A 22826-nucleotide genomic window follows, 5' to 3' on the forward strand; every position below is an offset into this window, starting at 1 on the left:
TATTTTTGTAGGCTATGGGAATCAGTAGGGAAGATCTTGAAAAAAATAGAGCAAGTAAAGAAAGAAGGAGGGAAAGTGAATTTCTTCTCTCTGTCGACTTTGAACAGTATTTGTCAGATCGCTATTTCTATGATAATCTTGATAAAGATTTCTCTTCGAAAGATTTTTTTCCACTGAATCCATTAAAACCCGAACACGAATGGTATCGTTTCAATATAAATGATCAGGAGTTTGAAGTAGGTAAAATGTCTTCTGAAGGTTATGATTCAAGATTTAGGAGTATTTATCTGACGGATACGAAGGCGATTTATCCTTGGAAATATAAAACCTGTTATGGGATTTGTTCCGAAGAGAATAATAATATACTCATAATGCCTTATTTTGATTCGATACAGTTTTACAGCCTATTTAATGTTTTTGTTTGTAGAAACTCTTTTCAAGATCCTGTAAACTCGGAATCCTTATTAGGCCAGGTATATTATTTTGATGCGAAAGGAAGATTTATCAGGCAGGAAAAAGAACGTTATCTTAATTTATTTCCTCATGTTGCCGTTATTGATAATGAAGTAAAAGAAATAAAGCTGGATGGTTTCAATGTAGGTGAGGTATATCGATATGATTTGTTTGTTGTGTATATTAAAGGCTCTGGTGAAGCTGTAAAAACACAGACAGTGGATAATCATGGAAATTTTATTTTAGATAAAGCTTATCTTGATGTAGTAGTTTGCCCTGCTGAAGAAACCATTTTTGCTATAGATGAAAATGAAATAATCTGTTTCGATACCAAAGGTGATAAGAAAAGAACCTATCCCGGTTTCAATCATATTGATGAAATTGGAGAGAATTGTCTCAGAGTTTATAATAAGTCAACAGATGAAGTAGGCTTTAGTCTTATCAATTTTGATGGAGAGCAGCTCTTGAAGCAGGTTTATGATTTTGTTGAAAAATGTTCAATGAGTCAAAAATATAAGTTTTTTCAGGGAAGCTGGTATCATTTTACAGGATATGAAAAAGAAGATCCTGAAATTGAAATTGTTCAGGCTAAACTGGATGAAATCCGATCAGATATATTGGTTTACAGTTTTCATCCCAATGGTAAATGGGGAATCATCAATGAAAATGAAGAAATTCTCATTCCATGCGTATACGACTGGATTGAGGAAATAAGCGAAAATGTTTTTCTTTTAAATGAAGGTGGAAGACTGTTACGTTGTTCAAGATGTACCGATGAATGGGATGGGGATACTGTTGATGAATTGATTGTTTATGGTGGCAAGTGGTTTACTTACAGTTTATTGGGTATGAATCTCGAACCTACAGAAATAGAATATGATTCAAATAATTTTATAAATTCAGTATATAAAATAGAATGACAGATTGGATAAAAGCCGCAAGGCTAAGAACTTTACCGCTATCATTAAGCGGGATTATTATGGGAGCTTTCATCGCAAAATGGAGGCTGTACAGAGAAGGAGGAACATGGGACTGGAAGATTTTTGCTTTAGCCCTTTTGGTAACCCTTTTATATCAGATTTTATCAAATTATGCTAATGATTATGGCGATGGGGTAAAAGGAACTGATGCAAAAAGAATCAATGAAGCGGAAGCAAGAGCAGTAGCATCAGGGAAAATTACAGCTAAGCAGATGAAAAATGCAGTGATTCTTTTCTCAGCATTGTCATTTGTTGCTACCATTGCTTTGTTATACGTAGCTTTCATTCCGGATTATATGAATGAATTTTATATTTTCATCGGATTGGGTGTGGCCTGTATTTTGGCAGCCATCGGATATACAGTAGGGAAGAAGCCTTATGGGTATATGGGATTGGGAGATATCTTTGTATTTATTTTCTTCGGATTGGTTTCTGTATGCGGAAGTTATTTCCTGTTTACCAAAACATTCAGCTGGGATATGCTGTTGCCGGGAACTGCAATAGGAATGATGAGTATGGCTGTTTTGAACCTGAATAATATGAGAGATATCGAAAGTGATAAGCTATCAGGAAAAAACAGTTTTGCATTGAGAATCGGATTCAAAAATGCAATGATCTATGAAATGATCCTGTTAAATCTTCCATTGATATTGATCTTGGCTTTCCTGGGGATTAATGGATTCTTTGAGCAACAAAACTATTATGCTTTTATTGTGATGATCCTAATGTTTCCTTTGACGAAACTGAGAAGAAGCATCATGTCAGTAAAAGAGCCGAAAGAATTAGATCAGTATTTAAAGCAGGTAGGAATTATGACGTTTATAATGGCTATTCTTACGGCAGCCGGACTTAATTTATTTAACTAAATCTAAAAATAGTATATCATGAGTTCCAATGTCTATGTTGAAGCACAAATGCTTATCAGAAAACCGGTTGAAGATGTTTTTGAAGCATTCATCAATCCTGAATTAACCACTAATTTCTGGTTTACAAAATCTACCGGAAAATTAGAAGAAGGGAAAACAGTAACCTGGGAATGGGAAATGTATGGGGTGAAAAACGTGGTAAACGTTCATCAGATTATTCCGAACCAACTGATTAAGACAGAATGGGGAGAAGCTTCTGTAAACGTAGACTATGAGTTTAAAACCATGGAAAATGGAACTCTTGTGATTATTAAGAGCTATGGATTCACTCAAACAGGTGAAGAGCTCCTAAGACAGGTTAATGATAATACAGGCGGTTTTACGACAGTTTTAGACGGTTGTAAAGCGTATCTGGAACATGGGATCAATCTGAGACTTATTGAAGATAAATTCCCATCGAAATAGTTAAAGTAAATAAACAACGCTTTGCGTTTTTAAACAAACACAGATGACGCGAATATTTTCACGAATGTCACTAACCTTATTGTGCTATTGGTGAAAATATTTGAGTCATTTGTGTTTAATAATAATTGAAATTAAACTTACAATGAAAATACAATTTTTAGGGCAAAATTGTTTTCTGTTCACGTACAAGGACAAAACAATTTTAAGTGACCCTTTCTACAACTACAAAAAAGCGGAATCAGGTTTTGATATTACCGCTCAAAAAATCGATTACATTCTGTTGACTCATGCTCATGGAGATCACATTGCTGATGTAGCGGAAGTATTGCAGCATTATCCGGAAGCAACCGTAATTGGAGTACCGGAAGTATGCGGATACTTTACACAGGCTAAAAATACAGATGATGTGAACCTCGGAGGATCGGCAAAAATCGACGATCTTAAAATTTCCATGGTTCCGGCTCACCACACAAGTTCATTCCCGGATGGAAGCTATGGCGGTGTTCCTGTAGGGTATATTTTCAGACTGCCTGAAGGGAAGAATGTATATTTGGCTGGAGATACAGGAGTAATGGCAGATATGGAGCTATTTCCAAGATTATACGGGAATATTGATCTTTCTATCCTTCCAATTGGAAGTCATTACACAATGTGTCCTAGAAAAGCTTCTTTCGCAGCAGCAGAACTATTAAAAACTCCAAAAGTAATCGGATGTCACTTTGATACGTTCCCAGCTATTGAGATCAATCATGAAAGTGCATTAAAGCATTTCGCAGATAAAAATGTAGAACTTGTTTTACCAACATTAGGGGAGACATTCGAATTTTAATCAATAATAAGAAAGGGGTAAACCGAAATTAGAAACAATGGAAATAATGACTAAGGTATTAAAAACAAAAAAAGATAATTATCAAATTACCTCTCTCTTCACTTTAAACCAAAAAAAAATGGCAAGCTACCTAAATCACACCGCTACGACCAATTACCTTTGCTGCGTTCCCACCCTGGAGGATTCTCAGGAGCTGGTTGTTTAGGACTTGCCGTTGCAAAGGTAGGAAATATTTGTAAACTTCAAAACTTTATTAAAGAAAATTTGTCGAAAAAATGCAGTGGTAGAGCTAAACAGCTGACATTTAGGAGGATAATTTTTCAACTTTTTTCTAAAAATTTAAACATGACGAAAAGTCCATCAACATTAGGAATTATACTTTTTATCGCTACAATGATCGTTTTTTTTGTAGTGTACACTTTTTTTTCAGGAATCAATTATTTTGATATATCACTGAAAGCCAATGCATTTGTTCTGCCTATTTTATATGCCGGAGCAGCATTCTGGTCAGTAAAACTATATTGGAACAACCATCGCGTGGTAACTTTTAAGGAAGCTTTCAAAAGATCATTCGTTCCGATGTTCATCGGAGGAATTCTTTCGATTTTCAGTATTTATGCTTTTTTAAACTTTGCAGATACTGATGCAAAAAAGCTTTTGAACTATCAATATGTTCAAAGACAGAAGTCGGAACTGGATACGGAATATACTTCTGCGAGAAAGATTATGAAGCATCAGAAAGATATTGACGAGCTGGATCAGAAGTATAATGAAAGGCTTCAGAGCTTTAGTCCGGAGGCTGTAAAAGGAAAAGATATGCTTACCGCAAGTCATTTTTCAGGATATTTTGCAGCAATTCTTATATTTTACGTAGTTTTGTCGGTGTTTTTCGGAGCATTTTTCAGAACAAGAAGTATCTATCAGCCCGAAGAAACCAATCAAGACTAATTTTTTATTAAAATTAAATGAACTTATCTATAGTTATTCCGTTACTGAACGAAGAAGACTCTCTGGAAGAGCTTTTTTCAAGAATTGACAACGTCTGCAAAACCAGTAATTTATCTTACGAGATCTGGTTTGTAGATGATGGAAGTACGGATTTATCGTGGAGTATTATCGAGAACTTAAAAGTACAGTATCCTCAGATCCACGCTATTAAATTTTCCCGAAATTATGGGAAATCACAGGCGCTTCATGCCGCTTTTGCAAGAACAAACGGGGATGTGGTAATTACCATGGATGCCGACTTACAGGACTTTCCGGAAGAGATTCCTGAGCTGTACAATATGGTGATTCATGACAATTACGATATTGTTTCCGGCTGGAAAAAGAAACGTTTTGATAATGTAATGACGAAAAATATTCCGTCAAAACTATTCAACGCAGCAGCAAGAAAGGTTTCCGGAGTTTATCTTCATGACTTCAACTGTGGATTGAAAGCTTACAAAAGACAGGTGGTAAAATCTGTAGATGTATACGGAGATATGCACCGTTATATTCCGGTATTGGCTGCCAATGCAGGTTTCAGAAGAATTACAGAGAAAGAGGTACAGCATCAGGCGAGACCTTACGGAACTTCAAAATTCGGAACAGAGAGATTTGTAAGGGGATTTCTGGATTTGGTAACCCTTTGGTTCGTAAGCCGTTTTGGAGGAAGACCTATGCATTTCTTCGGAGCGGTAGGAACATTGATGTTTATCTTCGGTTTCCTTTCAGCACTTTGGCTGGGACTTTCAAAACTGATTGATGTAGCCAGAGGAATCTATGGTCATTTAATCACAAATAATCCTTGGTTTTACATTGCTTTAACCATGATGATTATGGGAACACTGCTTTTTGTAGCAGGATTCCTGGGAGAAATGATTATCAGAACCAATCGTGAGCATAAGAATTATAATATTGACGAAGTGATATAGGAATTAAAACAACTGTATTTTATCAATTTAGAATTAAAACAATATGATCCCTTAAAAAGTACCAGGCTTTTTAAGGGATTTTTTTTGATTCATTTAATTTATTTTCCGATCTTAGTGTAAGATGATAAAAAACACAAATGGAAAGTATAAGAATTGAAGTCGGTAATCTGGCGGATCTGGAAATTTTATCCAAGGAATTTAATATCCCAAAGAAAGAGTTGATTGCCTTTCATAATCAACATTGCTCCCTGCATGAAATCCTTCCGGATCATCTTCCAAAATATATAAAATACCTCTATATTCCTGCTGATATAGAAATTCAACGGAAGGATAAGATCGTTAATTCAAGAATTGATCTTCCGGATACTCTGGCAGATCTTACTTATGGAGTATTGATAAAAGACGCTCTCTCTGGGATTCAGATGCATTACCTTGTGGATATTCAGAGAGAATATGAAAATAAAGTTTCTTTTACAAAAAGGAAAATGTATGTAGACGATCAGGAATTGGAACTGATGATGGAAAAACTGATAGAATCTGCGTCAGAAGCTCTTTATCCATTAGATTTTTCTTTGAAAAAAGATGGAAAAATTGATAAAATTTTAAACGGAAAAGAGATCCGGAAACGATGGGAAAAAGAGTACCTTCCTAAAATAAAACAGTATTACGTAGGCTCTGTGGCAGAAGAGTTTATCGATAAGTTGAACGGTTTTTATGAAAATATAGACGAAGCCCCGGAGGATCTTTACACTAATATCTTTTATCCGATATTCTTTTTGCCTTTATATACTTCATATCCTGATTATGAGAAAGAAGAATCTCTGAGTTTTAATTTTTCAGGTATTGATCAGTTTGTTTCTTATGCAGCTCACTTTTCAATGCAGAAAACATTTACGGAACAGGATCAGATTTTAATTCATGTAACTGGTGAGGAAGAAGATAATGGAGAAGTAGGCGGAAAAAGAGGAAGTTTGAATGTAATGTATAGAGTAGATAAGAATACAAAGTATATAACTTCTGTGGAAGCGGAATTGTCAACTTTTTACAGAAATGAAGAAATAAAGATTTATATTGAAATTTATCAGCAGAAATCTTATATTTGATTTACCCAATCATTAAAAATAATGTTATGAATATATTTCCTGTCTCTGAAAAAGAAAATCAACCCTGAATTTCGATCATATTTTCTGTTGTTTGAAGTAATATTCTTCCTGAAAAAGAGGTGTTTATGTGTTTTTGAAACCGGATATCTTTGATGTCAGGATGTTTTAATACTCTTTTATCCTCATACAGTACCCTGAATGATCAGGAGATGCTTTAAGGAAGAATAGTCAATTATGAATTAAAAAAACACAAAATTACGATGAGCGAAAAACATCTGGTATGCCAGGGAGCTGTCTGTAGCTGTGATTTCGGAAGCACTACTGATAAGCTTATGGTGAAAACCCAATCCAAAAGATACATCAACGATAAAGACGGCACCCAAAAGCTGATGGCTACTCATGCCGATATTGGACCCACTTTTGAAAAAAATACATTTGGAAGCTGCAAAAAGCTCAACAACAATCCCTGCGTTCCGGCCGTAACAAAATGGGACGGATTCTATGATAAGATCACAGTAGAAGACAACAGTGGGAAAGCACTTCTCGAAGATTCCAAAGCAACCTGTGCGGTAAGCAATGCTCCGAGTATAAAAATTATATTCCACGGACAAACGGCAGAACCTACTCCGCAGAATGTGGCAAATGCCAGACCTGAAGTGCTGTCACAGCTGGTACCTTTGAAAGAAGATAATAAAGAATATGTTTATTATACTAAGGATGGTGCTTATCTTGGAGGGCTGGATAATAGTACAAAGGTATATCTGTCTTCTCAGGAGGACTATGATAAAGCTAAAGATGGAAAAAAGTGGTCACTGATTAATATAGAATCCAATGTTTTGAAGGAAAAGAATAAACCAATTCCCAATACGAGACTGGTCAATTTATCAGCAACTTGCTATGGAGAATGTTCATTAGAATACAACTTGGATGTTAAAAATGAGCTTTATGCAATTGCATATGTTCATTTTCATCATCCTGAAAATGTTGCGTATGGAAGTGATAGCGCTGGATCCAAAGCATTTAAGAATAAGAAAGCGATTGAAAGAAATAATAAAATAATGCAAACTGCAATTGGAGCATCAATAAATGCATTTACCAATGGATTTGATTTTTCTAATGGAGCAGACTCATGGGATGGAGTTGATGTTTTGACTGGAGGCTCTTGGAACGCCTGGAAGCAAGAAAGCCATTATAGGCAAAGAGCCAGTGGTAAATACAAAGGCATATCAGATTCTCAGGGACTTAGCCCTACCTTTTATGCTTCTGTGAAAAAAGCCTTAGAAGATAAAATCGCATCTCCTAAAGTCAGTGCTAATTTAAAAAAAGATTATCAAGCAAAATTAACTCATTTAAAAAAACTAATAATATATGAGGAAAATAGAAGTTTTAAACCATTATTTCAAGTGGTAGCAACGTATGCCGCAAGTATATTTTATAAAACATTAAAATAAATTATGAGACTACTTTATAATATACTGTTCTTTTTATTTTCTACGCTTGTTTATTCTCAAAACAGTCTTAATCAGATCGATTTAAAAAATCTGACAGTAGATGGGAATATTTTTGTATTTGCTAAGAAACAAATTACTTGCTTTGAAAAAACCTTTGGAAAATTGAATGAAAGAAGCAATGATGATGAAATTGTACCCTTTATTAATACTGTAAATGGAAAAATTTTAGAAAATGACAATGTTTTAATTTACATGGTAAATAAAAAGGGATATATAAAATACATCGATTTAGAAAAAAGTAATATGACTGTATATTATAAGAAAACGATTAAATTATCATCTTCAACAACAAGTGCCGATTTTAAAAAAGTATTTCCAAAATCTTATAAATCTCCTTCTTATATTCCTGGGACATCACCAGAGAATGCAGTAGGATATACCGTTGTGATAACTGATGGCAATAAAAAAGCATACGCTAACTTTACTTTTTATTATAATCAATTAGTATCTATATCAGTTTCTGACCGTTATTCAAAAATTACAGATTGATCAATTAATTGTAATAAAAGACAGGAAGAAATTATGAGAATAATAGGCTTTTATTTTATGATATGCTTTTCATTTTATTATTGCAAAAACAATAATAAGTTGGAAACCATTCAAAACTCAACTAGGAAGGATACTATTTTCGCGCCGGCAGGGTATACTGGTATACTGCAAAGGATCCCAATTGTCAGCAGAGTATGAAGGGGTTTAACAGTAAGTATAATGTATTACTCTCCAAATTTTATACTGCAGAAAAAAGTTTATCCTTCAATACCAAAGACAGTGTGATGATAGCCCATCCTTTTTATACTCAGAATGATTCTTATGGAGATTGTTTTCCTGAAGAAACATATGGAAATCTGATTTTAGTCTATGCATAATGCTACTCAAAAAACAAATGTCTATAAAAATGCTTTATACGAGGATGAACCCAATACATTTCAGGAAATAATACCTGACCCAAAAGGTTTTGTAATCTCTATGGAAAAGGGGAATTCATCAAAAATGTATTCAAAAGTTAAAGTGTCTTATAAAGTAAATGAGTTGTATGTAGATCATATTCAGCTTGAATCCTGGGGAAGGAAGCAGTATAAAAAGAAATATGCATTTAAAAATCTGAAACTGGAGAATTATTCTGTAAAGATGATTGATTCCCTACAGGTTGTGAATGATAAATAGAAATTGTACAATGATATCATGAAAAATGGGATCTCTTTTATATTATTTCTGGTTGGCATACATATTTTAGCTCAGTCTTCTGAGCCTTATACTCTTGTTTATATAGTGAATAAAACGGTTGATAGGGAAGAATATGTTGCTGATGAAAAGGTAGATAAAAAAGATGAAGTGAATATAATGAGGCGGGTTTATGGATATAATGCTAAAAAGGACAGTGTAGTATACTATAGCTTTTATAATTCAGCAGTAACAGAAAATGAAGAACCGTCATTGTATACTCTTGAAAAAAAGACGGATAAAATAGTGTTGCATTGTAAAGGAAGTGATGAGAGTAATATGAATCTGGAATTTGATAGTCAGGGAAAAACAATTACAATAAATAATAAAGATATTTTTTATCTGAACGATGCATATTATAACTATCTCCATAAAAGTGTTTATGAAAACTTAAATATTCCGGATTTGCTAGACTTTCTTGAAGACTTTCTCGAAGATTACAATATTGAAGAACTAAGATGTATTTCTTCCCTTGAAAAATATAAGCATAATGATTTCAGGGTATTAAAGGCTTATATGGAATCTTATCGATCCCAGGCTTCAGATTATCTGGATAAATGGAATATACAGTTTGATTATGATGGAAAAGGAGTTTTAAAATATCTTTTAAAAGAATCTGCAGAAGGAGATCAGGCATTAGAAAAAAAGATCTTGTCGCATCATCAGGGAGTTTTCAGGTATGCTATTCATAGAAATAATGAAAGCCGGTTAATTACAGATACTAAACAGACTTTTGATATTTCGAAGAAGGTCTTTAATGAAAAGATCACTGCTTTTCAGGTGGGATTGGGTAAGGAAACAAATTTTGAAACAAAACAAAAGATATACAAAACATTTCCTGCCGATCATTTATATCTGAAATCGAAAGGTGTTTTGGAAATAAATAAGATAAAAATTAAATAATTAATTGCAGTAGGCTATTTCTGAGCAATATTCTAAAATAACAGATTGATATTGAGCGGTAACAATAATTGGAAATAGGTTACTTTTAAAAAACACATGTAATATGGTCATTATAGGAGATACACGCCCGCTTGCCAGTAAGAATTATACGTATACCATCAGTGCGGCTACAGGAAATCCAAAGGTAAAACAATGGAAGGTGGAGTACGCCGGTAAAGTGCTTGCTACAAGTACCAACGGCGTTTTTAATTTTAACCCTTCTATGGCTGGAAAAACAGTGAAACTAACTGCTGTTGTTGATATCCATGGTAAAGAAATGAGTTATTTCATCAATTTACAGATTCTCGCTGCAATGCCGGCAATAGAAGATTTGTATTGGCTGGATATTAATAATGAAAAAATCGGAAAACGTATTGTAGGCTATCTGGATACAGTAAAACTGGTTATCAAAACCAAAAATATCCCTGCCAATGACAAAATAAAGGTAACCATCTATGAGGATGAATATGCTGACGGACATGATGAAGATTCCTCAAGAAATATGGGAACCTATGAGCCTTATGTAGATAAAAAAGGCTATGCCTATATCACTTTCGATAATATAAAGGTCTATCAGAAAAAGCTGAACAGTATGGATTATGTGGACGAAAGTGTCCATGAATTTTATGCCAAGGTAGTGTACAGCAATAAGGTTAATCAGATAAAAGATACCATACAGCTGCAGGTTAAAAATGAGCTTTCTAAACTGGTGCCACCCCGTGTAGGAAGTAATCCTGTTGTGGTGGGGAAGGTGGATTCTGTAGCTAAGACAAAAAAAGCTCCTGTTAATTTTACATTTGGAGTTTTCTTGGATGGTACTCTTAATAATATGTATAATACGGAGATCAGGCAAAAAGTAACTGGTATAGATGTTATTAAAGCTGAAATATCGGGAGTAACTGATGATGAAGCACAAAAAATTTATAAGAAAAAGGGTGGAGCTGTAGATGGAAAACCTTCTAAAGGAGAAACAAGTTTTGAAAACGACCTCTCTAATCCTGCTATTTTATTTAAAAACTATAAGAAAAGTAAAAATGATAAAATATTTAGAGTTTATACAGAAGGAATGGGAACTAATACTGCTCCTAAAAACTATGGAGATGTATTAAATACAAATGATTATAAAGGAGATGATATGATGATGGGGCCTGCCTTTGGAATGGGGTCTGCTGGAATTATGGATAGAGTAAGGAAATCAATAAATGATATTAAAACAGAAATAGTTAATAATGTAGTCAAAGGCAAAGAAGTAGTAGGTACGTTAACATTTGATGTTTTTGGATTTAGTCGTGGAGCTGCTGCTGCAAGACATTTTGTACATGTTGTGACTCAGGCAAGTTATAGAGCATGTACAAAAGCTTGGAAGGAAGGCGTTATTGTTAAAGATATGTTTGGATATAATATATCAGAGTCTTATGCTAATGGGGTAATGCCGGCTTTTGGATATTTAGGACAATTGCTTTCCGAAGTAGGACTAATGGATGAGCAGACAAAAATAAAAATCAGATTTGTGGGGATTTATGATACGGTACCCCATCATGGATTGTTGCAATCGAATGATTCCAAGGATCTTGGGTTAAATGATGTGAACAGAGCAGATTATGTAGTACATATGGTAGCAGCAGATGAGCATCGTGCGAATTTTAGTTTAGTAGATATTTCTTCTGTAGCTAAAGTTTCTCCTGACAGTGGTAAAAAAGGAGGAATTGAATTGCATTATCCTGGGGTGCATTGTGATGTAGGAGGTGCCTATGTAGAAGGATGGCCTGATAATCCGAAAAGAATAGACGCAACTATTATTAAGGACTCTTTATATCCGCTTTCCCAAGAACTGATAAGACAAGGTTGGTTTCTACCTGGAGAACTTACAATAAAAGCAGACCCTTTTTATAGGCTTACCGTTAACAATTATAGGCTTGAAGGGGAAAGAAAACTTAGCAATCAGTATAGTTTTATTCCGCTGCATCTAATGGTTGAATTCTGTATTAAAAAATGCATACCTGTTAATAAAGAAACTTTAATAAAATCTTATAATTTTAAGAAAAATTGGATCCCAGATAATGTTGTATTCTTAGAAGGGACTAAAGAGAAATTGAAAAAATATAGCTTTAATGGAGGTAATCCTTTGATATTTATTGAGCCAGAAGTGTATAAAGAACCCCCTGTTGTACATGCCACAGGTGATAGAAAAGCGGTGGCGGACTGGCAACAGCGTCAGTTGGAAGGTCAAAGGCGTAATGATTCAGAAGCAGAAAAAAAGAATAAAGAAATTAAGTTTTTAAGAAACAATTACCTGCATTGGAATGCTACTTACGGACAGTCTGGATCTGATCTTATTAGCCAGAAAAATTATCCTAATATTGTGGATGGAAAAAGAAAAAGAACCGTATATTAATAAACTTCCATGTTTTAGAAATGAGATGAGGATGGATTTAAGAAAAATAAATAATGAAAATATATATTCTCAGTTTGCTTTGTAGTATATTTCTATTACTAGCATGCAAAAAAAATGATATTCCAAAGATGAAAAGCAGCCAACAACAAGAATTCTCATATATGGTCACGGTCACAGCACCTAAGGAATACCCTATAGAAGTGCATATCGGAGTTTTAAAAGATGAGAAAAAAGAACTGATATGTGGAGTGCCTAAAACGGGTGTTGAAGATGGGGGCTGGCAATATGATGGAGATGCTGGTGGACAAGGAGGGAGTAGAATTCCATCTCATTTGGATCTTACATATGTTAATTATGCAGAAAAAAAATTTTGGAAGATAGATGCAGAGTTACCTAAAGAAAAAATACTTCAATTATTTCAAGAGGGATTTATGGTGCAGGGAAATCCTGATAATAATGGCAATTTTCCATGGGAAAAAAGCACATATGACAAAATTACTATAGGAGCAGCGCCTGGAGGGGTTGTTGTTGTTTGGTTATCAGGAAATCATCACCGCAGAGAGGTTTGTCGTTTACAGGCAAAGGAAACGTTTGTTGATGTTAATGAATTTTATCAAAATGCAGATGAAGAAAATCAAGAACAGTTTTTTGATTCATGGTTTAAAATAGCAGTTCCTGATAGTGTAAAAACGGCAATTGTAAAAACGGGTATTCCTTTTGGGTTATGGGATAAATACAGAGAAAAATATACTTACCGTTTTGTACTGGCTCCTTATGATAATAAAGACAAAATTACAGGATTATATCGTATTAATTATAATGGAGAATCTGAGTTTTTAATAGATGCCAAAGCTGTTGAGTCTTATAAATCGGATGGAATTCCTTATGATGTTAACTTTTATTTTGCCAAATACAATGCAGAGATTGTTTTTAATGATCAAGAAATGTTAGAGGTTTTTGGTGAAATGAGAAAGTTATACCCTGATCAACCAATAGACATTGTTCTGGTTCCCGATTTTATGTATAATGATTTTAAAGTAGTTGTACAGTGTAAAGATAAAAAGATAGCTTTAGAGAAATTTAAAGTAAAAAGAATCTGGGGTGGCTAGAATGAATATAAAATGGATAAAAAAAGTATACTATCAAACCTTAACAGAGGACAGCTGTCCATCCGCTTGAAAAAAATTAATGAAATTGATTTCACCTTTGCCTCCTTAAAAATATTCTACAAGCTTATTAAACCTTTGCGTAAAAATTAATAAGTCCAATTACAAACGCTATAAAGAACAGCACCCATAGTAAATAGGGTGTTTTTTTATTTATTTTTACGCCAAACAAATCTTAAATAAAATTAAATGCTGAACATAAAAAGGCTGTTAGCTGTTGCAGTCCTATTGTCAATATATTCCTGTTCATCCAATAAGCTTATTGGTTCATGGGAATTTATAGAACTATATGAAGGGACAGTGCCAAAGATAGATACCCTGAAAAACAAGCAGAACCGCTCCAGATACGGAACAGGTATTTTGAGTTTTCACCCCAATAACTCCTTTGATTCCAAAGATCTTACTGGAAATTACCAAAAGGAAAATAACCTGTTGAAAATGAAATACAATGAAAGTAAGGATACAATACGAATGAAAATTGCTTATATCAATAAGGATTATTTGCTGTTGTCATCAATGTCTGAGAAGTCTGATACCTGGTTTTATAAAAAAATAAAAGCAAAAAAATAGCTTTCCCTGAAAAACTGAAAAATTGAAAATTATCAGGTATTTTATTGCCAAAAGACAAAGATTTTTAGAAATTTTAATCTTATTTTTGTTAAAAGATAATATTGAAAGCCCGGAAAACTTTCAATAAAGCAGATCATAATGATCGTCAGTAGAATATTTAAAATTAAATATGAAAAAAGTACTATACACATTGATGCTGGTTGCAGTTGTTTCCTGTGGGAAAGTTTCCCCAAAAGGAAATATTGAAAAGAAAGATGTGGACGTTCCGGAATTTGTAAACCTGGATCTGAACGGTAAATTCCGTGTATTTTATGCCAGAGGCCCGAAAAACTTTGTGGAAATAGAAACCTATCCAAACGTAGCGAGTAACCTTGATGTAGAAGTAAAGGACAAGACCCTTACCATCAAAGAAAAAAGAGGAACAAAAGGCGTAGACTTCTACAATGTAACTATCTATTCAAAATATAATCTTGAAAAAGTAGCCGTTTCAGACTCCGTAGAAGTGAATATTTCAAGTGAAATTAAAACCGATAATTTCAGACTGAATATGAAAAATAATGCAAGCTTCATGGGATCTGTCAACACAAGAAGGGCAGAAGTGGAAATGCATAACAGAAGCCGTGCTAACTTTTTAGGATTAACCAAAGATGCAGTGATAAAGATTTCCGATACCGCAAGTCTAATTGCCCCTTACTGGAAAATTACCAATCTGAATATCGATTCCAAAAATGGAAACTATGCTGAGGTGAACGTAAAAGATTCTTTAAAAGGAAATATTCAGAACACCGCAAAATTCATCTACTATAATGATCCGATCAGAGCATTTAAAGTAGAAAAAACAACAAAAGTTGAAAATAAGAAATTAGAGTAGAGAGCTGGAAGATGGGAGTTGGAAGCTGGAGGGAATTCCAGTTTACCAAACGATTCTTTCACTTTTTAATAAAAATAATGAAATAAAAGGCAGAAGTCTGAATTAGGGGATGTGATATCTTCCATCTCCCAGCTTCCTACTTCCAGCCTGGTAAAATAAACACATGAGCTTCAAATTTGAAAAATTGGTAATCTGGCAGAAATCAATGGGTTTCGGAGAAGATATTTTCAATTTGTCTCAAGGTTTTCCAAAAGATGAAGCGTTTAATCTTACTTCGCAAATAAGAAGAGCAACTGATTCCATAGCTCTTAATATTTCAGAAGGAAGTATTTTACAGTCAAAATTGGAATTTAAAAAATTTTTAGGATACTCGATCCGTTCTTTGGCAGAGACAGTAACCTGCTTATATAAAGCAAAAAACAGAAAGTATATTACAGAAATGGAATTTAATAAATTTTATAATGAAAGTTATAACTTAATGAATCAGATTATAGCTTTTAGAAATCAGATAAAAGATTAATGGCTGAAGATGGGAGTTGGAAGCTGGAGGGAATTCCAGTTTACCAAACGATTCTTTCTCTTTTTAATCAAATAAAAAAGAATAATTAAAATAAAAGGCAGAAGTCTGAATTAGGGAATGTAATATCTTCCATCTCCCAGCTTCCTACTTCCAGCCTTATAAATAAGATAAATAATAAATCAAAAGCTGAAAGGTTGAATCCGGGACAAAAACAACCTCCCTCTTCCAGCCTCCAGCTTCCAAACTAAACTAAATATGAACACATTAGAAAAAGCGAAACTTTGGTTAAGTGAGACCTTTGATGAAGAAACGAGAAAGGCAGTACAGGCATTAATCGACAGCAATTCCCCGGATCTGGAAGATTCATTCTACAGAGAACTGGAATTCGGAACAGGAGGAATGCGTGGAATAATGGGAGTAGGAACCAACCGCTTAAATAAATATACATTAGGACAGGCAACTCAGGGATTGGCTAACTATATGCTGGAGCAGTTCAAAGGAGAGGAAATTAAAGTAGCTATTGCTTATGATGTTCGTCACAATTCAAAAGAATTCGGAAAACTGGTGGCAGATGTTTTGACGGCAAACGGAATTAAAGTATTGCTTTTCAAAGACCACAGACCAACTCCTGAATTGTCTTTCACAGTTCGTGATAAAAAATGTAACGGAGGAATTGTATTAACCGCTTCCCACAATCCACCTGAATATAATGGATATAAAGTATATTGGAATGACGGTGCACAGATCGTTCCACCAAACGATGAAGCGATTATCAAAGAAGTATATTCTGTAAAATTCGAAGAAATTAAATTCAACGGAAACGATGATCTGATCGAATGGATCGGAGAGGAGCAGGATGACGTTTACATTGATGCATGTATTGAAAATTCTACGTATCAGAACGAAGGAAAAGAAAACTTAAATATTGTTTTCACTTCCATTCACGGAACCACTTATACTACCATTCCAAAAGCGTTAGCAAAAGCTGGCTTCAAAAAAGTAGATCTGGTTAAAGAACAGATGATTCCAAGTGGAAACTTCCCAACCGTAGATTCTCCAAACCCAGAAGAGCCTGCAGCATTGGAAATGGCTATGGATCTAGCAAAGATTACCAATGCGGATATTGTGATCGGAACAGATCCGGATGGTGACAGATTAGGAATTGCGGTAAGAAACCTTGATGGTGAAATGCAGTTATTGAACGGTAACCAAACTAACACTATCCTTACATATTACATCCTGAACGAATGGAGAAAGCAGGGAAGAATTACAGGAAAAGAATTCATCGGGTCCACCATTGTTACCTCAGATATTTTCTATGATATTGCACAGAAATTCGGTGTTGAGTGCAAAGTAGGTCTTACAGGATTCAAATGGATCGGAAAAATGATCCGTGAAGCAGAAGGAACACAGAAATTTGTGTGTGGTGGAGAAGAAAGCTTCGGATTCATGACCGGAGATTTTGTTCGTGATAAAGACTCTTGTGGAAGTATCCTTCTGGCTTGCGAAATTGCAGCCTGGTGTAAAGCCAACGGGAAAACAATGTACCAATACATGATCGAAATCTATGAAGATTTGGGGATGTACTTTGAAGGATTAATCAATATTGTTAGAAAGGGAAGACAAGGTGCTGAAGAAATTCAGGATATGATGAAAAACTTCCGTGAAAACCCTCCAAAAGAATTGGCAGGTTCATTAGTGGAAGAAGTGAAAGACTTTAAAGAGCAGACAAGCCTTACCATTTCATCAGGAGAGAAAAAAGTAATGAACGACATTCCGCAGTCTAACGTATTGATTTATTATACACAAGACGGTACTAAAGTTTGTGTAAGACCTTCAGGAACAGAACCAAAAATTAAATTCTATGTTTCAGTAAAAGACTCTATCTCTTCTGAAGCAGATTTTAAAGATAAACTGAAATCATTGGAAGCTAAAATTCAGGCCGTTAAAACAGATTTAAAACTGGATTAATCTCTGAAAGCAGATATGATAAAAAAATTAATAACAGTTTGCATACTGTCTGCAGCTGTAGTTTCCTGTAAAAAGGAGACTGCAGTTCCGGACAGAAAACCTGCAAACGACTCAATCGCTAAAAACGAAACCAAAGAGGATCAGTACAAACCCATTGATACAGCCTGTTCTGCCAATAATAAAACGGAAGACTATATTAAAGCTTTGCAATGGTATCGTACTAAGATTGATAAAGAGATTGCAGGAAACAGTCCGGAGCAGAACAACAAAGTGTATGAAGATTATGTGAAAATCAGAGAGAAATACACCGAGTGTTTTAACGATTCTCAAACTGAAATCCTTGACAAATATATTGATTATCATACAGGACCGGATACTTATAATCTGCCGGATAATATAAAGAAAATGGCTACTGAGCTGAATAAAGCTGGTCTTGAATTCCGCGAAATGGGAGAAGGTCTTACTGAAATTCACTCGCTGCCGGGATATTATGCATCTGTTTTCAAGAATAAAGTAACTCCTGATTACGATGCTTACATCTCACAGATGGCAAAAGATAATAAGGAAAACTATGCTGTAAACGGCGGACTTTTGATTACCTGGGAAGAATTAGGGGACCGATTGATCGAATGGGAAAATTTTATCAATAAATATCCCAAAAGCCCATTACTTAAGGCCGCAAAAGATAATTATTACAATTATTTGTTAGATTATCTTCTGGGAATGGACAGTGATCGGATTTATGACAGTGAGGAAGGAAAAATTTATGATGATAAAAGAGAAGCTTACAATAAACTCATCAAAAAATATCCGAATTCCAATACCGTAAAAAAAACTAAAGAACTAATAGCCGCTTATGATGCCCACACACCTGTGGATCAGATAGAAGACAAAATTAATCTGAGAAGATAATATTAGTAAATTTTAAATAAGAATAAAGTGAAAGTTTCAAAATTAGCAGCGAACCTGATCGGTTCTGAAATTGTAAAAATTGGTAACGAAGTAAATGATCTAAAAGCAAAAGGTGCAGAAATTGCCAATCTTACTATTGGTGACCTGAATTCTAATATCTATCCTATTCCGGCATTGCTGAAGGAAGAGGTTCAGAAAGCCTATCAGAATAACCTGACAAACTATCCACCTGCCAACGGACTTTTATCTTTAAGAAAAGAAGTTTCCAAAGACTTAAAAAACAGATGGAACCTGGATTATTCTCCAAATGATATTTTGATTACAGCAGGATCAAGACCTTTGATCTATGCAGTATATAAAACCATCGTAGATGAAGGAGATAAAATAGTATATCCTACACCATCATGGAACAATAATCACTACGCTTACCTTACTTCAGCGAATGCAGTAGAAGTAAAGACAAAGCCTGAAACCAATTTTCTTCCAACAGCAGATGATTTAAGACCTCATTTGGATGGAGCAGTTTTATTAGCACTTTGTTCACCATTGAACCCAACAGGAACAATGTTCACAAGAGAACAGCTTTCAGAAATCTGTGAGTTGGTAATTGCTGAAAACAAGAAGAGAGGAGCAGACGAAAAGCCGTTATACTTAATGTATGACCAGATCTATTCTAACCTTACTTTTGGTGCAGAACATGTAGATCCGGTTTCTCTTTTCCCTGAAATGAAAGAATATACCGTATATATTGATGGAATTTCAAAATGTCTGGCTGCTACAGGAGTACGTGTAGGATGGGGATTCGGTCCTGCGCATATCATTGATAAAATGAAAGCACTTCTTACGCACGTTGGAGCGTGGGCACCAAAACCGGAGCAGGAAGCAACAGCAAAATTCTATGAAAACCCTGAAAATGTAAACGTATTCGTAGAAGATTTTAAAGGAAAGCTTGAAGAAAGTTTAAAAGTTCTTCACAGCGGAGTTCAGGATCTGAAAGCAAAAGGTTTAGCAGTAGACAGTATTGAACCGATGGGAGCACTTTATCTTACCATCAAATTGGATTATATCGGAAAAACAAAACCGGATGGAGCTGTTATTGAGAACTCTTCAGACCTTGTATTTTACCTTATCAATGACGCAGGAGTGGCTTTAGTACCATTCTCAGCATTCGGGGAAGATAAATCTGAACCTTGGTTCCGTGCTTCTGTTGGAGGATTAGCTGTAGATGAGATCAAAGTAATGCTTCCAAAATTGGAAACAGCTTTGAATAATCTGAAATAATTTCAAACAAACATATACTTCGACTCCGTTCAGCAAGACATTGTTAAATATACAAATAGTATTAGCATTGTCACGCTGAGCGGAGTTGAAGCGTTTTTATAACCTAATAACTCATGAAACCTCCCAAAAAAGCCTTTATTGAAACAAAATATTTGTTTTATTCCAAACTGGCTATAATTCCAATAGTGATCATCAGTGTTTGGCTTTCCGGGAAAGGAGGTCATAGGTCCCTATTTCAAAACTCTATAGTATCAACCTCTATTCTTGCAGGTGTATTTTTCCTGTTCATTACTTTAGGATTGTATTATGGTCTGAAGCTAAAAGATAATGTAGGAAATATTTTAAACAGAGAAAGAATAAAAAAATATACTGATAAAGCACCGGAGATTGGCAGTTTTGACTTTGATCCTCCTGTAGTAGGAGACGGAATAGGAAGTGCTATACTTTCAGTGGTTGTGTGGATTATATTTTCCATTGTGCTTATATTTCTTTCTTATTTCTTAGGACTTTTCTTTTGGTCAGCTTTATTATTTCTGACCGCCATGCTATATTGGATTTTTTTCAGAGCATTGAGATTAGTTTTTAAAAACTCAGGCAAATGCAAAGGAGATATGATAAAAAGTCTTGGATTTGGGGCTTTCTATTCATTTTTATATGTTTCCTGGATTTATGGAATCATTTTCCTTGTCAATTATATAAATTAAGGTCCGGTTTTTATTCCATAAAAATTAAATAAACATTAAAAATTAAGCAAACGCTTTGTACAAAGTCAGCTAGGAATTATCTTTGAGCCCTTTATAAGCTAAGAATAAACAGGGTTGAAAACAACAATGATGAAAAAATTGAGATTTTTGCTATTGCCAATGTCTGTATTGGTTTATTCACAGGAGGTGGATACATTGCAGGTTAAAGAATTATCACAAGAGCTTGAATCTCCAAAAGTACAGACTTATACTTTAAAAGACGGTTCTGTGCGAACCTATCCAAAACCTAAACTGCTGGATTTTGTAACCAAACTTCCCCGAAACTTTATCAATACCAATAAAGATTTTGTAGCAAAAGATCATGCCTATTATTTAGGAGGCGCTGTTGCATCTACATTGATCCTTTTACCTTTTGACCAGAAATTAATTGATAATTCAAGAGAATTGGGAGAAAGATGGGGGATGGATAAAGATAACAATTATACCAAACTGGGGGGTGTTTTCAAAATTCCCAAAGACATTGGATCTACATTATATCTTATAGGAAATGGTTCTACATTAGTGTTTCTTGGAATCGGTTTTGGAGCCTACGGTTTAATTAAAAATGATTACAGAGCACAGGCAACCGCCAGTGGATTAATGGAAAGTTTAATCCTTTCCGGAGTTTTCACCCAAACCATTAAAAGAATTACCGGAAGAGAAAGCCCTTTTATCGCAGAAGAAAATGGAAATAAAGGCGGTGCATGGAATCCCTTTCCAAGTTTCTCAGCATTTGGTAAAAATACCTCAAACTATGATGCAATGCCATCGGGACACTTAACAACCTTTATGGCCGGGATTACGGTTATTGCAGACAACTATCCGGATGCACGATGGATAAAGCCTGTAGGATATACATTAGCTGGAGCCTTATGCTTTCAGATGATGCAGAGCAAAGTTCACTGGGCCTCAGATTATCCGTTAGCCTTATTAATGGGTTACTTTATTGGAAAAACAATATCAAAAAGCAGATATACAACTTCAGAAGGAACAATAGGAAAAACAAAATATAAATTTGACCTTATGGCCTCCCGCCAATGGGAATACAATATGGTAGGCGTAAAACTATCTTTTTAATATACTGACTCATTTAATAAAAATCTATACCCGATTCTCACATTTTCATAGAAGATGTGGGAATTTTGTTTTTTGAAGGATAAAAAAATCATAGAATTGAATAGAGAAATTGCACACAATCCCACATTTTATAGAGCAAAGTAGAATAGTTTTCACTATTTTTGGTCTGAATAAGCCCTGTCAATCGTCTTTTTGGAGACGAGGGCTTGAAATGACTTAATTAATATCGTACTGAATGAAAATAATCGCTGTCATCCCTGCGCGCTATGAAGCCAGCCGTTTTCCGGGAAAACTGATGCAGATACTGGGAGAAAAAACTGTTATTACCACGACCTATCAGAATGTAGTGGAAACAGGTTTGTTTGATGAGGTATTTGTAGCAACAGATTCTGAAATCATCTTGGAGGAAATTACTAAGAATGGAGGAAAAGCTGTAATGACAGGACAACACGAAACAGGAAGCGACCGTATTGCCGAAGCGGTACAGAACATAGATTGCGATATCGTGATTAATGTTCAGGGCGACGAGCCTTTCCTTAAGCTGGAACCTTTGAAACAGTTGATTGAAGTTTTTAAACAAGACGATCAACAGGAAATCTCTCTGGCTTCCCTAAAAATAAAACTGTCAGAAAAAGAAGAAATAGAAAATCCGAATAATGTAAAAGTAATTACAGATAATAATGGTTTTGCTTTATATTTCAGCCGTTCTGCAATTCCTTTTCACAGAGAAATTTCTTATGATGTAAGCTACTTTAAGCACATTGGAGTATATGCATTCAGAAAAGAAGCTTTATTACAGTTTTCAAAACTGGAAATGAAACCTTTGGAAATATCCGAAAAGATTGAATGCATCCGCTACCTGGAATACGGAATGAAAATAAGAATGATAGAAACCAATTTCGTTGGAGTAGGCATCGATACGCCGGAAGACCTGGAAAAGGCGAGGAAGCTGATTTGATCTCAAAATTTGAAAATGAGATCATTTGAGAATGTAATAATACCATTTTACTTTCTCTGGCTTTTTGCTTTTTATC

General features: G+C 34.7%; 23 protein-coding genes and 1 other RNA gene. 23 read left to right on the forward strand and 1 reads right to left on the reverse strand.

Features of this window, described 5'->3' with window-relative positions; genetic code table 11:
* Positions 1 to 14 precede the first annotated feature (14 nt).
* The 4 genes from WH267_RS10835 (at position 15) to WH267_RS10850 (ending at position 3593) form a co-directional block, all read left to right on the forward strand.
* Complete coding sequence (locus WH267_RS10835) at positions 15 to 1373, forward strand: WG repeat-containing protein (RefSeq protein ID WP_115973765.1); 1359 nt, start codon at positions 15 to 17, stop codon at positions 1371 to 1373.
* Positions 1370 to 2299 (forward strand): 1,4-dihydroxy-2-naphthoate octaprenyltransferase, encoded by a 930-nt coding sequence (gene menA, locus WH267_RS10840; RefSeq protein ID WP_115973766.1) that lies wholly within the window; start codon positions 1370 to 1372, stop codon positions 2297 to 2299. The genes WH267_RS10835 and menA overlap by 4 nt, the downstream gene beginning before the upstream one ends.
* 18 nt (positions 2300 to 2317) lie before the next feature.
* A complete protein-coding gene (locus WH267_RS10845; RefSeq protein ID WP_115973767.1) occupies positions 2318 to 2764 on the forward strand; it encodes an SRPBCC family protein in 447 nt (148 codons plus the stop codon).
* 142 nt (positions 2765 to 2906) lie between these two features.
* On the forward strand, positions 2907 to 3593 hold the full coding sequence (locus WH267_RS10850; protein ID WP_115973768.1) for a metal-dependent hydrolase: 687 nt from the start codon (positions 2907 to 2909) through the stop codon (positions 3591 to 3593).
* A gap of 116 nt (positions 3594 to 3709) precedes the next feature.
* Here WH267_RS10850 and ffs read toward each other — a convergent pair.
* An RNA gene (gene ffs / locus WH267_RS10855) (signal recognition particle sRNA small type) lies at positions 3710 to 3807 on the reverse strand.
* A 131-nt stretch (positions 3808 to 3938) separates the two neighbouring features.
* On the opposite strand from ffs, the gene WH267_RS10860 reads away from it, so the two are divergent.
* From WH267_RS10860 to kdsB, 19 genes are all read left to right on the forward strand, one after another.
* A complete protein-coding gene (locus WH267_RS10860) occupies positions 3939 to 4541 on the forward strand; it encodes a DUF4199 domain-containing protein (RefSeq protein WP_115973778.1) in 603 nt (200 codons plus the stop codon).
* A gap of 17 nt (positions 4542 to 4558) precedes the next feature.
* Complete coding sequence (locus WH267_RS10865; protein ID WP_115973769.1) at positions 4559 to 5509, forward strand: glycosyltransferase family 2 protein; 951 nt, start codon at positions 4559 to 4561, stop codon at positions 5507 to 5509.
* A 137-nt stretch (positions 5510 to 5646) separates the two neighbouring features.
* Positions 5647 to 6612: a hypothetical protein gene (locus WH267_RS10870; protein WP_340008127.1), complete on the forward strand. Its 966-nt coding sequence runs from the start codon at positions 5647 to 5649 to the stop codon at positions 6610 to 6612.
* Between the two features lie 260 nt (positions 6613 to 6872).
* Positions 6873 to 8063, forward strand: a complete 1191-nt coding sequence (locus WH267_RS10875) for a DUF4280 domain-containing protein (RefSeq protein WP_340008129.1) — start codon at positions 6873 to 6875, stop codon at positions 8061 to 8063.
* A gap of 3 nt (positions 8064 to 8066) precedes the next feature.
* Positions 8067 to 8612 (forward strand): hypothetical protein, encoded by a 546-nt coding sequence (locus WH267_RS10880; protein WP_340008131.1) that lies wholly within the window; start codon positions 8067 to 8069, stop codon positions 8610 to 8612.
* 194 nt (positions 8613 to 8806) lie between these two features.
* Positions 8807 to 8989: a hypothetical protein gene (locus tag WH267_RS10885; RefSeq protein ID WP_340008133.1), complete on the forward strand. Its 183-nt coding sequence runs from the start codon at positions 8807 to 8809 to the stop codon at positions 8987 to 8989.
* Positions 8982 to 9287, forward strand: coding sequence for a hypothetical protein (locus WH267_RS10890; protein ID WP_340008135.1), 306 nt, complete (start codon positions 8982 to 8984; stop codon positions 9285 to 9287). The genes WH267_RS10885 and WH267_RS10890 overlap by 8 nt, the downstream gene beginning before the upstream one ends.
* 18 nt (positions 9288 to 9305) lie before the next feature.
* Entirely contained in the window at positions 9306 to 10247 is a 942-nt protein-coding gene (locus WH267_RS10895; RefSeq protein ID WP_340008137.1) for a hypothetical protein, read from the forward strand.
* 103 nt (positions 10248 to 10350) lie between these two features.
* Positions 10351 to 12681, forward strand: a complete 2331-nt coding sequence (locus WH267_RS10900; protein WP_340008139.1) for a T6SS phospholipase effector Tle1-like catalytic domain-containing protein — start codon at positions 10351 to 10353, stop codon at positions 12679 to 12681.
* Between the two features lie 128 nt (positions 12682 to 12809).
* Positions 12810 to 13790 carry a DUF2931 family protein gene (locus WH267_RS10905; protein ID WP_340008141.1) on the forward strand — a complete coding sequence of 327 codons (981 nt, stop codon included), beginning with the start codon at positions 12810 to 12812 and terminating at the stop codon, positions 13788 to 13790.
* 246 nt (positions 13791 to 14036) lie between these two features.
* Complete coding sequence (locus tag WH267_RS10910; protein WP_115971422.1) at positions 14037 to 14417, forward strand: hypothetical protein; 381 nt, start codon at positions 14037 to 14039, stop codon at positions 14415 to 14417.
* 169 nt (positions 14418 to 14586) lie between these two features.
* Positions 14587 to 15288 (forward strand): GIN domain-containing protein, encoded by a 702-nt coding sequence (locus WH267_RS10915; RefSeq protein WP_115971423.1) that lies wholly within the window; start codon positions 14587 to 14589, stop codon positions 15286 to 15288.
* Positions 15289 to 15451: 163 nt separating this feature from the next.
* The gene (locus WH267_RS10920) at positions 15452 to 15808 is read left to right on the forward strand and encodes a four helix bundle protein (RefSeq protein WP_340008144.1); all 357 of its coding nucleotides are present in this window, start codon (positions 15452 to 15454) and stop codon (positions 15806 to 15808) included.
* A gap of 255 nt (positions 15809 to 16063) precedes the next feature.
* On the forward strand, positions 16064 to 17779 hold the full coding sequence (locus WH267_RS10925; RefSeq protein WP_115971424.1) for a phospho-sugar mutase: 1716 nt from the start codon (positions 16064 to 16066) through the stop codon (positions 17777 to 17779).
* A 15-nt stretch (positions 17780 to 17794) separates the two neighbouring features.
* Positions 17795 to 18691: a hypothetical protein gene (locus tag WH267_RS10930; RefSeq protein ID WP_340008148.1), complete on the forward strand. Its 897-nt coding sequence runs from the start codon at positions 17795 to 17797 to the stop codon at positions 18689 to 18691.
* A gap of 27 nt (positions 18692 to 18718) precedes the next feature.
* Complete coding sequence (locus WH267_RS10935) at positions 18719 to 19972, forward strand: pyridoxal phosphate-dependent aminotransferase (protein ID WP_123319022.1); 1254 nt, start codon at positions 18719 to 18721, stop codon at positions 19970 to 19972.
* A gap of 113 nt (positions 19973 to 20085) precedes the next feature.
* The gene (locus tag WH267_RS10940) at positions 20086 to 20676 is read left to right on the forward strand and encodes a hypothetical protein (protein WP_340008150.1); all 591 of its coding nucleotides are present in this window, start codon (positions 20086 to 20088) and stop codon (positions 20674 to 20676) included.
* A gap of 126 nt (positions 20677 to 20802) precedes the next feature.
* Complete coding sequence (locus WH267_RS10945) at positions 20803 to 21792, forward strand: phosphatase PAP2 family protein (RefSeq protein ID WP_340008152.1); 990 nt, start codon at positions 20803 to 20805, stop codon at positions 21790 to 21792.
* A gap of 235 nt (positions 21793 to 22027) precedes the next feature.
* On the forward strand, positions 22028 to 22750 hold the full coding sequence (kdsB, locus tag WH267_RS10950) for a 3-deoxy-manno-octulosonate cytidylyltransferase (RefSeq protein ID WP_340008154.1): 723 nt from the start codon (positions 22028 to 22030) through the stop codon (positions 22748 to 22750).
* Positions 22751 to 22826 lie beyond the last annotated feature (76 nt).

This window comes from Chryseobacterium sp. MYb328 (assembly GCF_037572595.1).
Taxonomy (GTDB): domain Bacteria; phylum Bacteroidota; class Bacteroidia; order Flavobacteriales; family Weeksellaceae; genus Chryseobacterium; species Chryseobacterium pennae.

What these genes read in the sequence shown, in the direction of transcription:
- WH267_RS10835 (WP_115973765.1), top strand. Translation starts at nt 15, where the DNA reads ATGGGAATCAGTAGGGAAGATCTTGAAAAAAATAGAGCAAGTAAAGAA.
- menA (WP_115973766.1), top strand. Translation starts at nt 1,370, where the DNA reads ATGACAGATTGGATAAAAGCCGCAAGGCTAAGAACTTTACCGCTATCA.
- WH267_RS10845 (WP_115973767.1), top strand. Translation starts at nt 2,318, where the DNA reads ATGAGTTCCAATGTCTATGTTGAAGCACAAATGCTTATCAGAAAACCG.
- WH267_RS10850 (WP_115973768.1), top strand. Translation starts at nt 2,907, where the DNA reads ATGAAAATACAATTTTTAGGGCAAAATTGTTTTCTGTTCACGTACAAG.
- WH267_RS10860 (WP_115973778.1), top strand. Translation starts at nt 3,939, where the DNA reads ATGACGAAAAGTCCATCAACATTAGGAATTATACTTTTTATCGCTACA.
- WH267_RS10865 (WP_115973769.1), top strand. Translation starts at nt 4,559, where the DNA reads ATGAACTTATCTATAGTTATTCCGTTACTGAACGAAGAAGACTCTCTG.
- WH267_RS10870 (WP_340008127.1), top strand. Translation starts at nt 5,647, where the DNA reads ATGGAAAGTATAAGAATTGAAGTCGGTAATCTGGCGGATCTGGAAATT.
- WH267_RS10875 (WP_340008129.1), top strand. Translation starts at nt 6,873, where the DNA reads ATGAGCGAAAAACATCTGGTATGCCAGGGAGCTGTCTGTAGCTGTGAT.
- WH267_RS10880 (WP_340008131.1), top strand. Translation starts at nt 8,067, where the DNA reads ATGAGACTACTTTATAATATACTGTTCTTTTTATTTTCTACGCTTGTT.
- WH267_RS10885 (WP_340008133.1), top strand. Translation starts at nt 8,807, where the DNA reads ATGAAGGGGTTTAACAGTAAGTATAATGTATTACTCTCCAAATTTTAT.
- WH267_RS10890 (WP_340008135.1), top strand. Translation starts at nt 8,982, where the DNA reads ATGCATAATGCTACTCAAAAAACAAATGTCTATAAAAATGCTTTATAC.
- WH267_RS10895 (WP_340008137.1), top strand. Translation starts at nt 9,306, where the DNA reads ATGAAAAATGGGATCTCTTTTATATTATTTCTGGTTGGCATACATATT.
- WH267_RS10900 (WP_340008139.1), top strand. Translation starts at nt 10,351, where the DNA reads ATGGTCATTATAGGAGATACACGCCCGCTTGCCAGTAAGAATTATACG.
- WH267_RS10905 (WP_340008141.1), top strand. Translation starts at nt 12,810, where the DNA reads ATGAAAAGCAGCCAACAACAAGAATTCTCATATATGGTCACGGTCACA.
- WH267_RS10910 (WP_115971422.1), top strand. Translation starts at nt 14,037, where the DNA reads ATGCTGAACATAAAAAGGCTGTTAGCTGTTGCAGTCCTATTGTCAATA.
- WH267_RS10915 (WP_115971423.1), top strand. Translation starts at nt 14,587, where the DNA reads ATGAAAAAAGTACTATACACATTGATGCTGGTTGCAGTTGTTTCCTGT.
- WH267_RS10920 (WP_340008144.1), top strand. Translation starts at nt 15,452, where the DNA reads ATGAGCTTCAAATTTGAAAAATTGGTAATCTGGCAGAAATCAATGGGT.
- WH267_RS10925 (WP_115971424.1), top strand. Translation starts at nt 16,064, where the DNA reads ATGAACACATTAGAAAAAGCGAAACTTTGGTTAAGTGAGACCTTTGAT.
- WH267_RS10930 (WP_340008148.1), top strand. Translation starts at nt 17,795, where the DNA reads ATGATAAAAAAATTAATAACAGTTTGCATACTGTCTGCAGCTGTAGTT.
- WH267_RS10940 (WP_340008150.1), top strand. Translation starts at nt 20,086, where the DNA reads ATGAAACCTCCCAAAAAAGCCTTTATTGAAACAAAATATTTGTTTTAT.
- WH267_RS10945 (WP_340008152.1), top strand. Translation starts at nt 20,803, where the DNA reads ATGATGAAAAAATTGAGATTTTTGCTATTGCCAATGTCTGTATTGGTT.
- kdsB (WP_340008154.1), top strand. Translation starts at nt 22,028, where the DNA reads ATGAAAATAATCGCTGTCATCCCTGCGCGCTATGAAGCCAGCCGTTTT.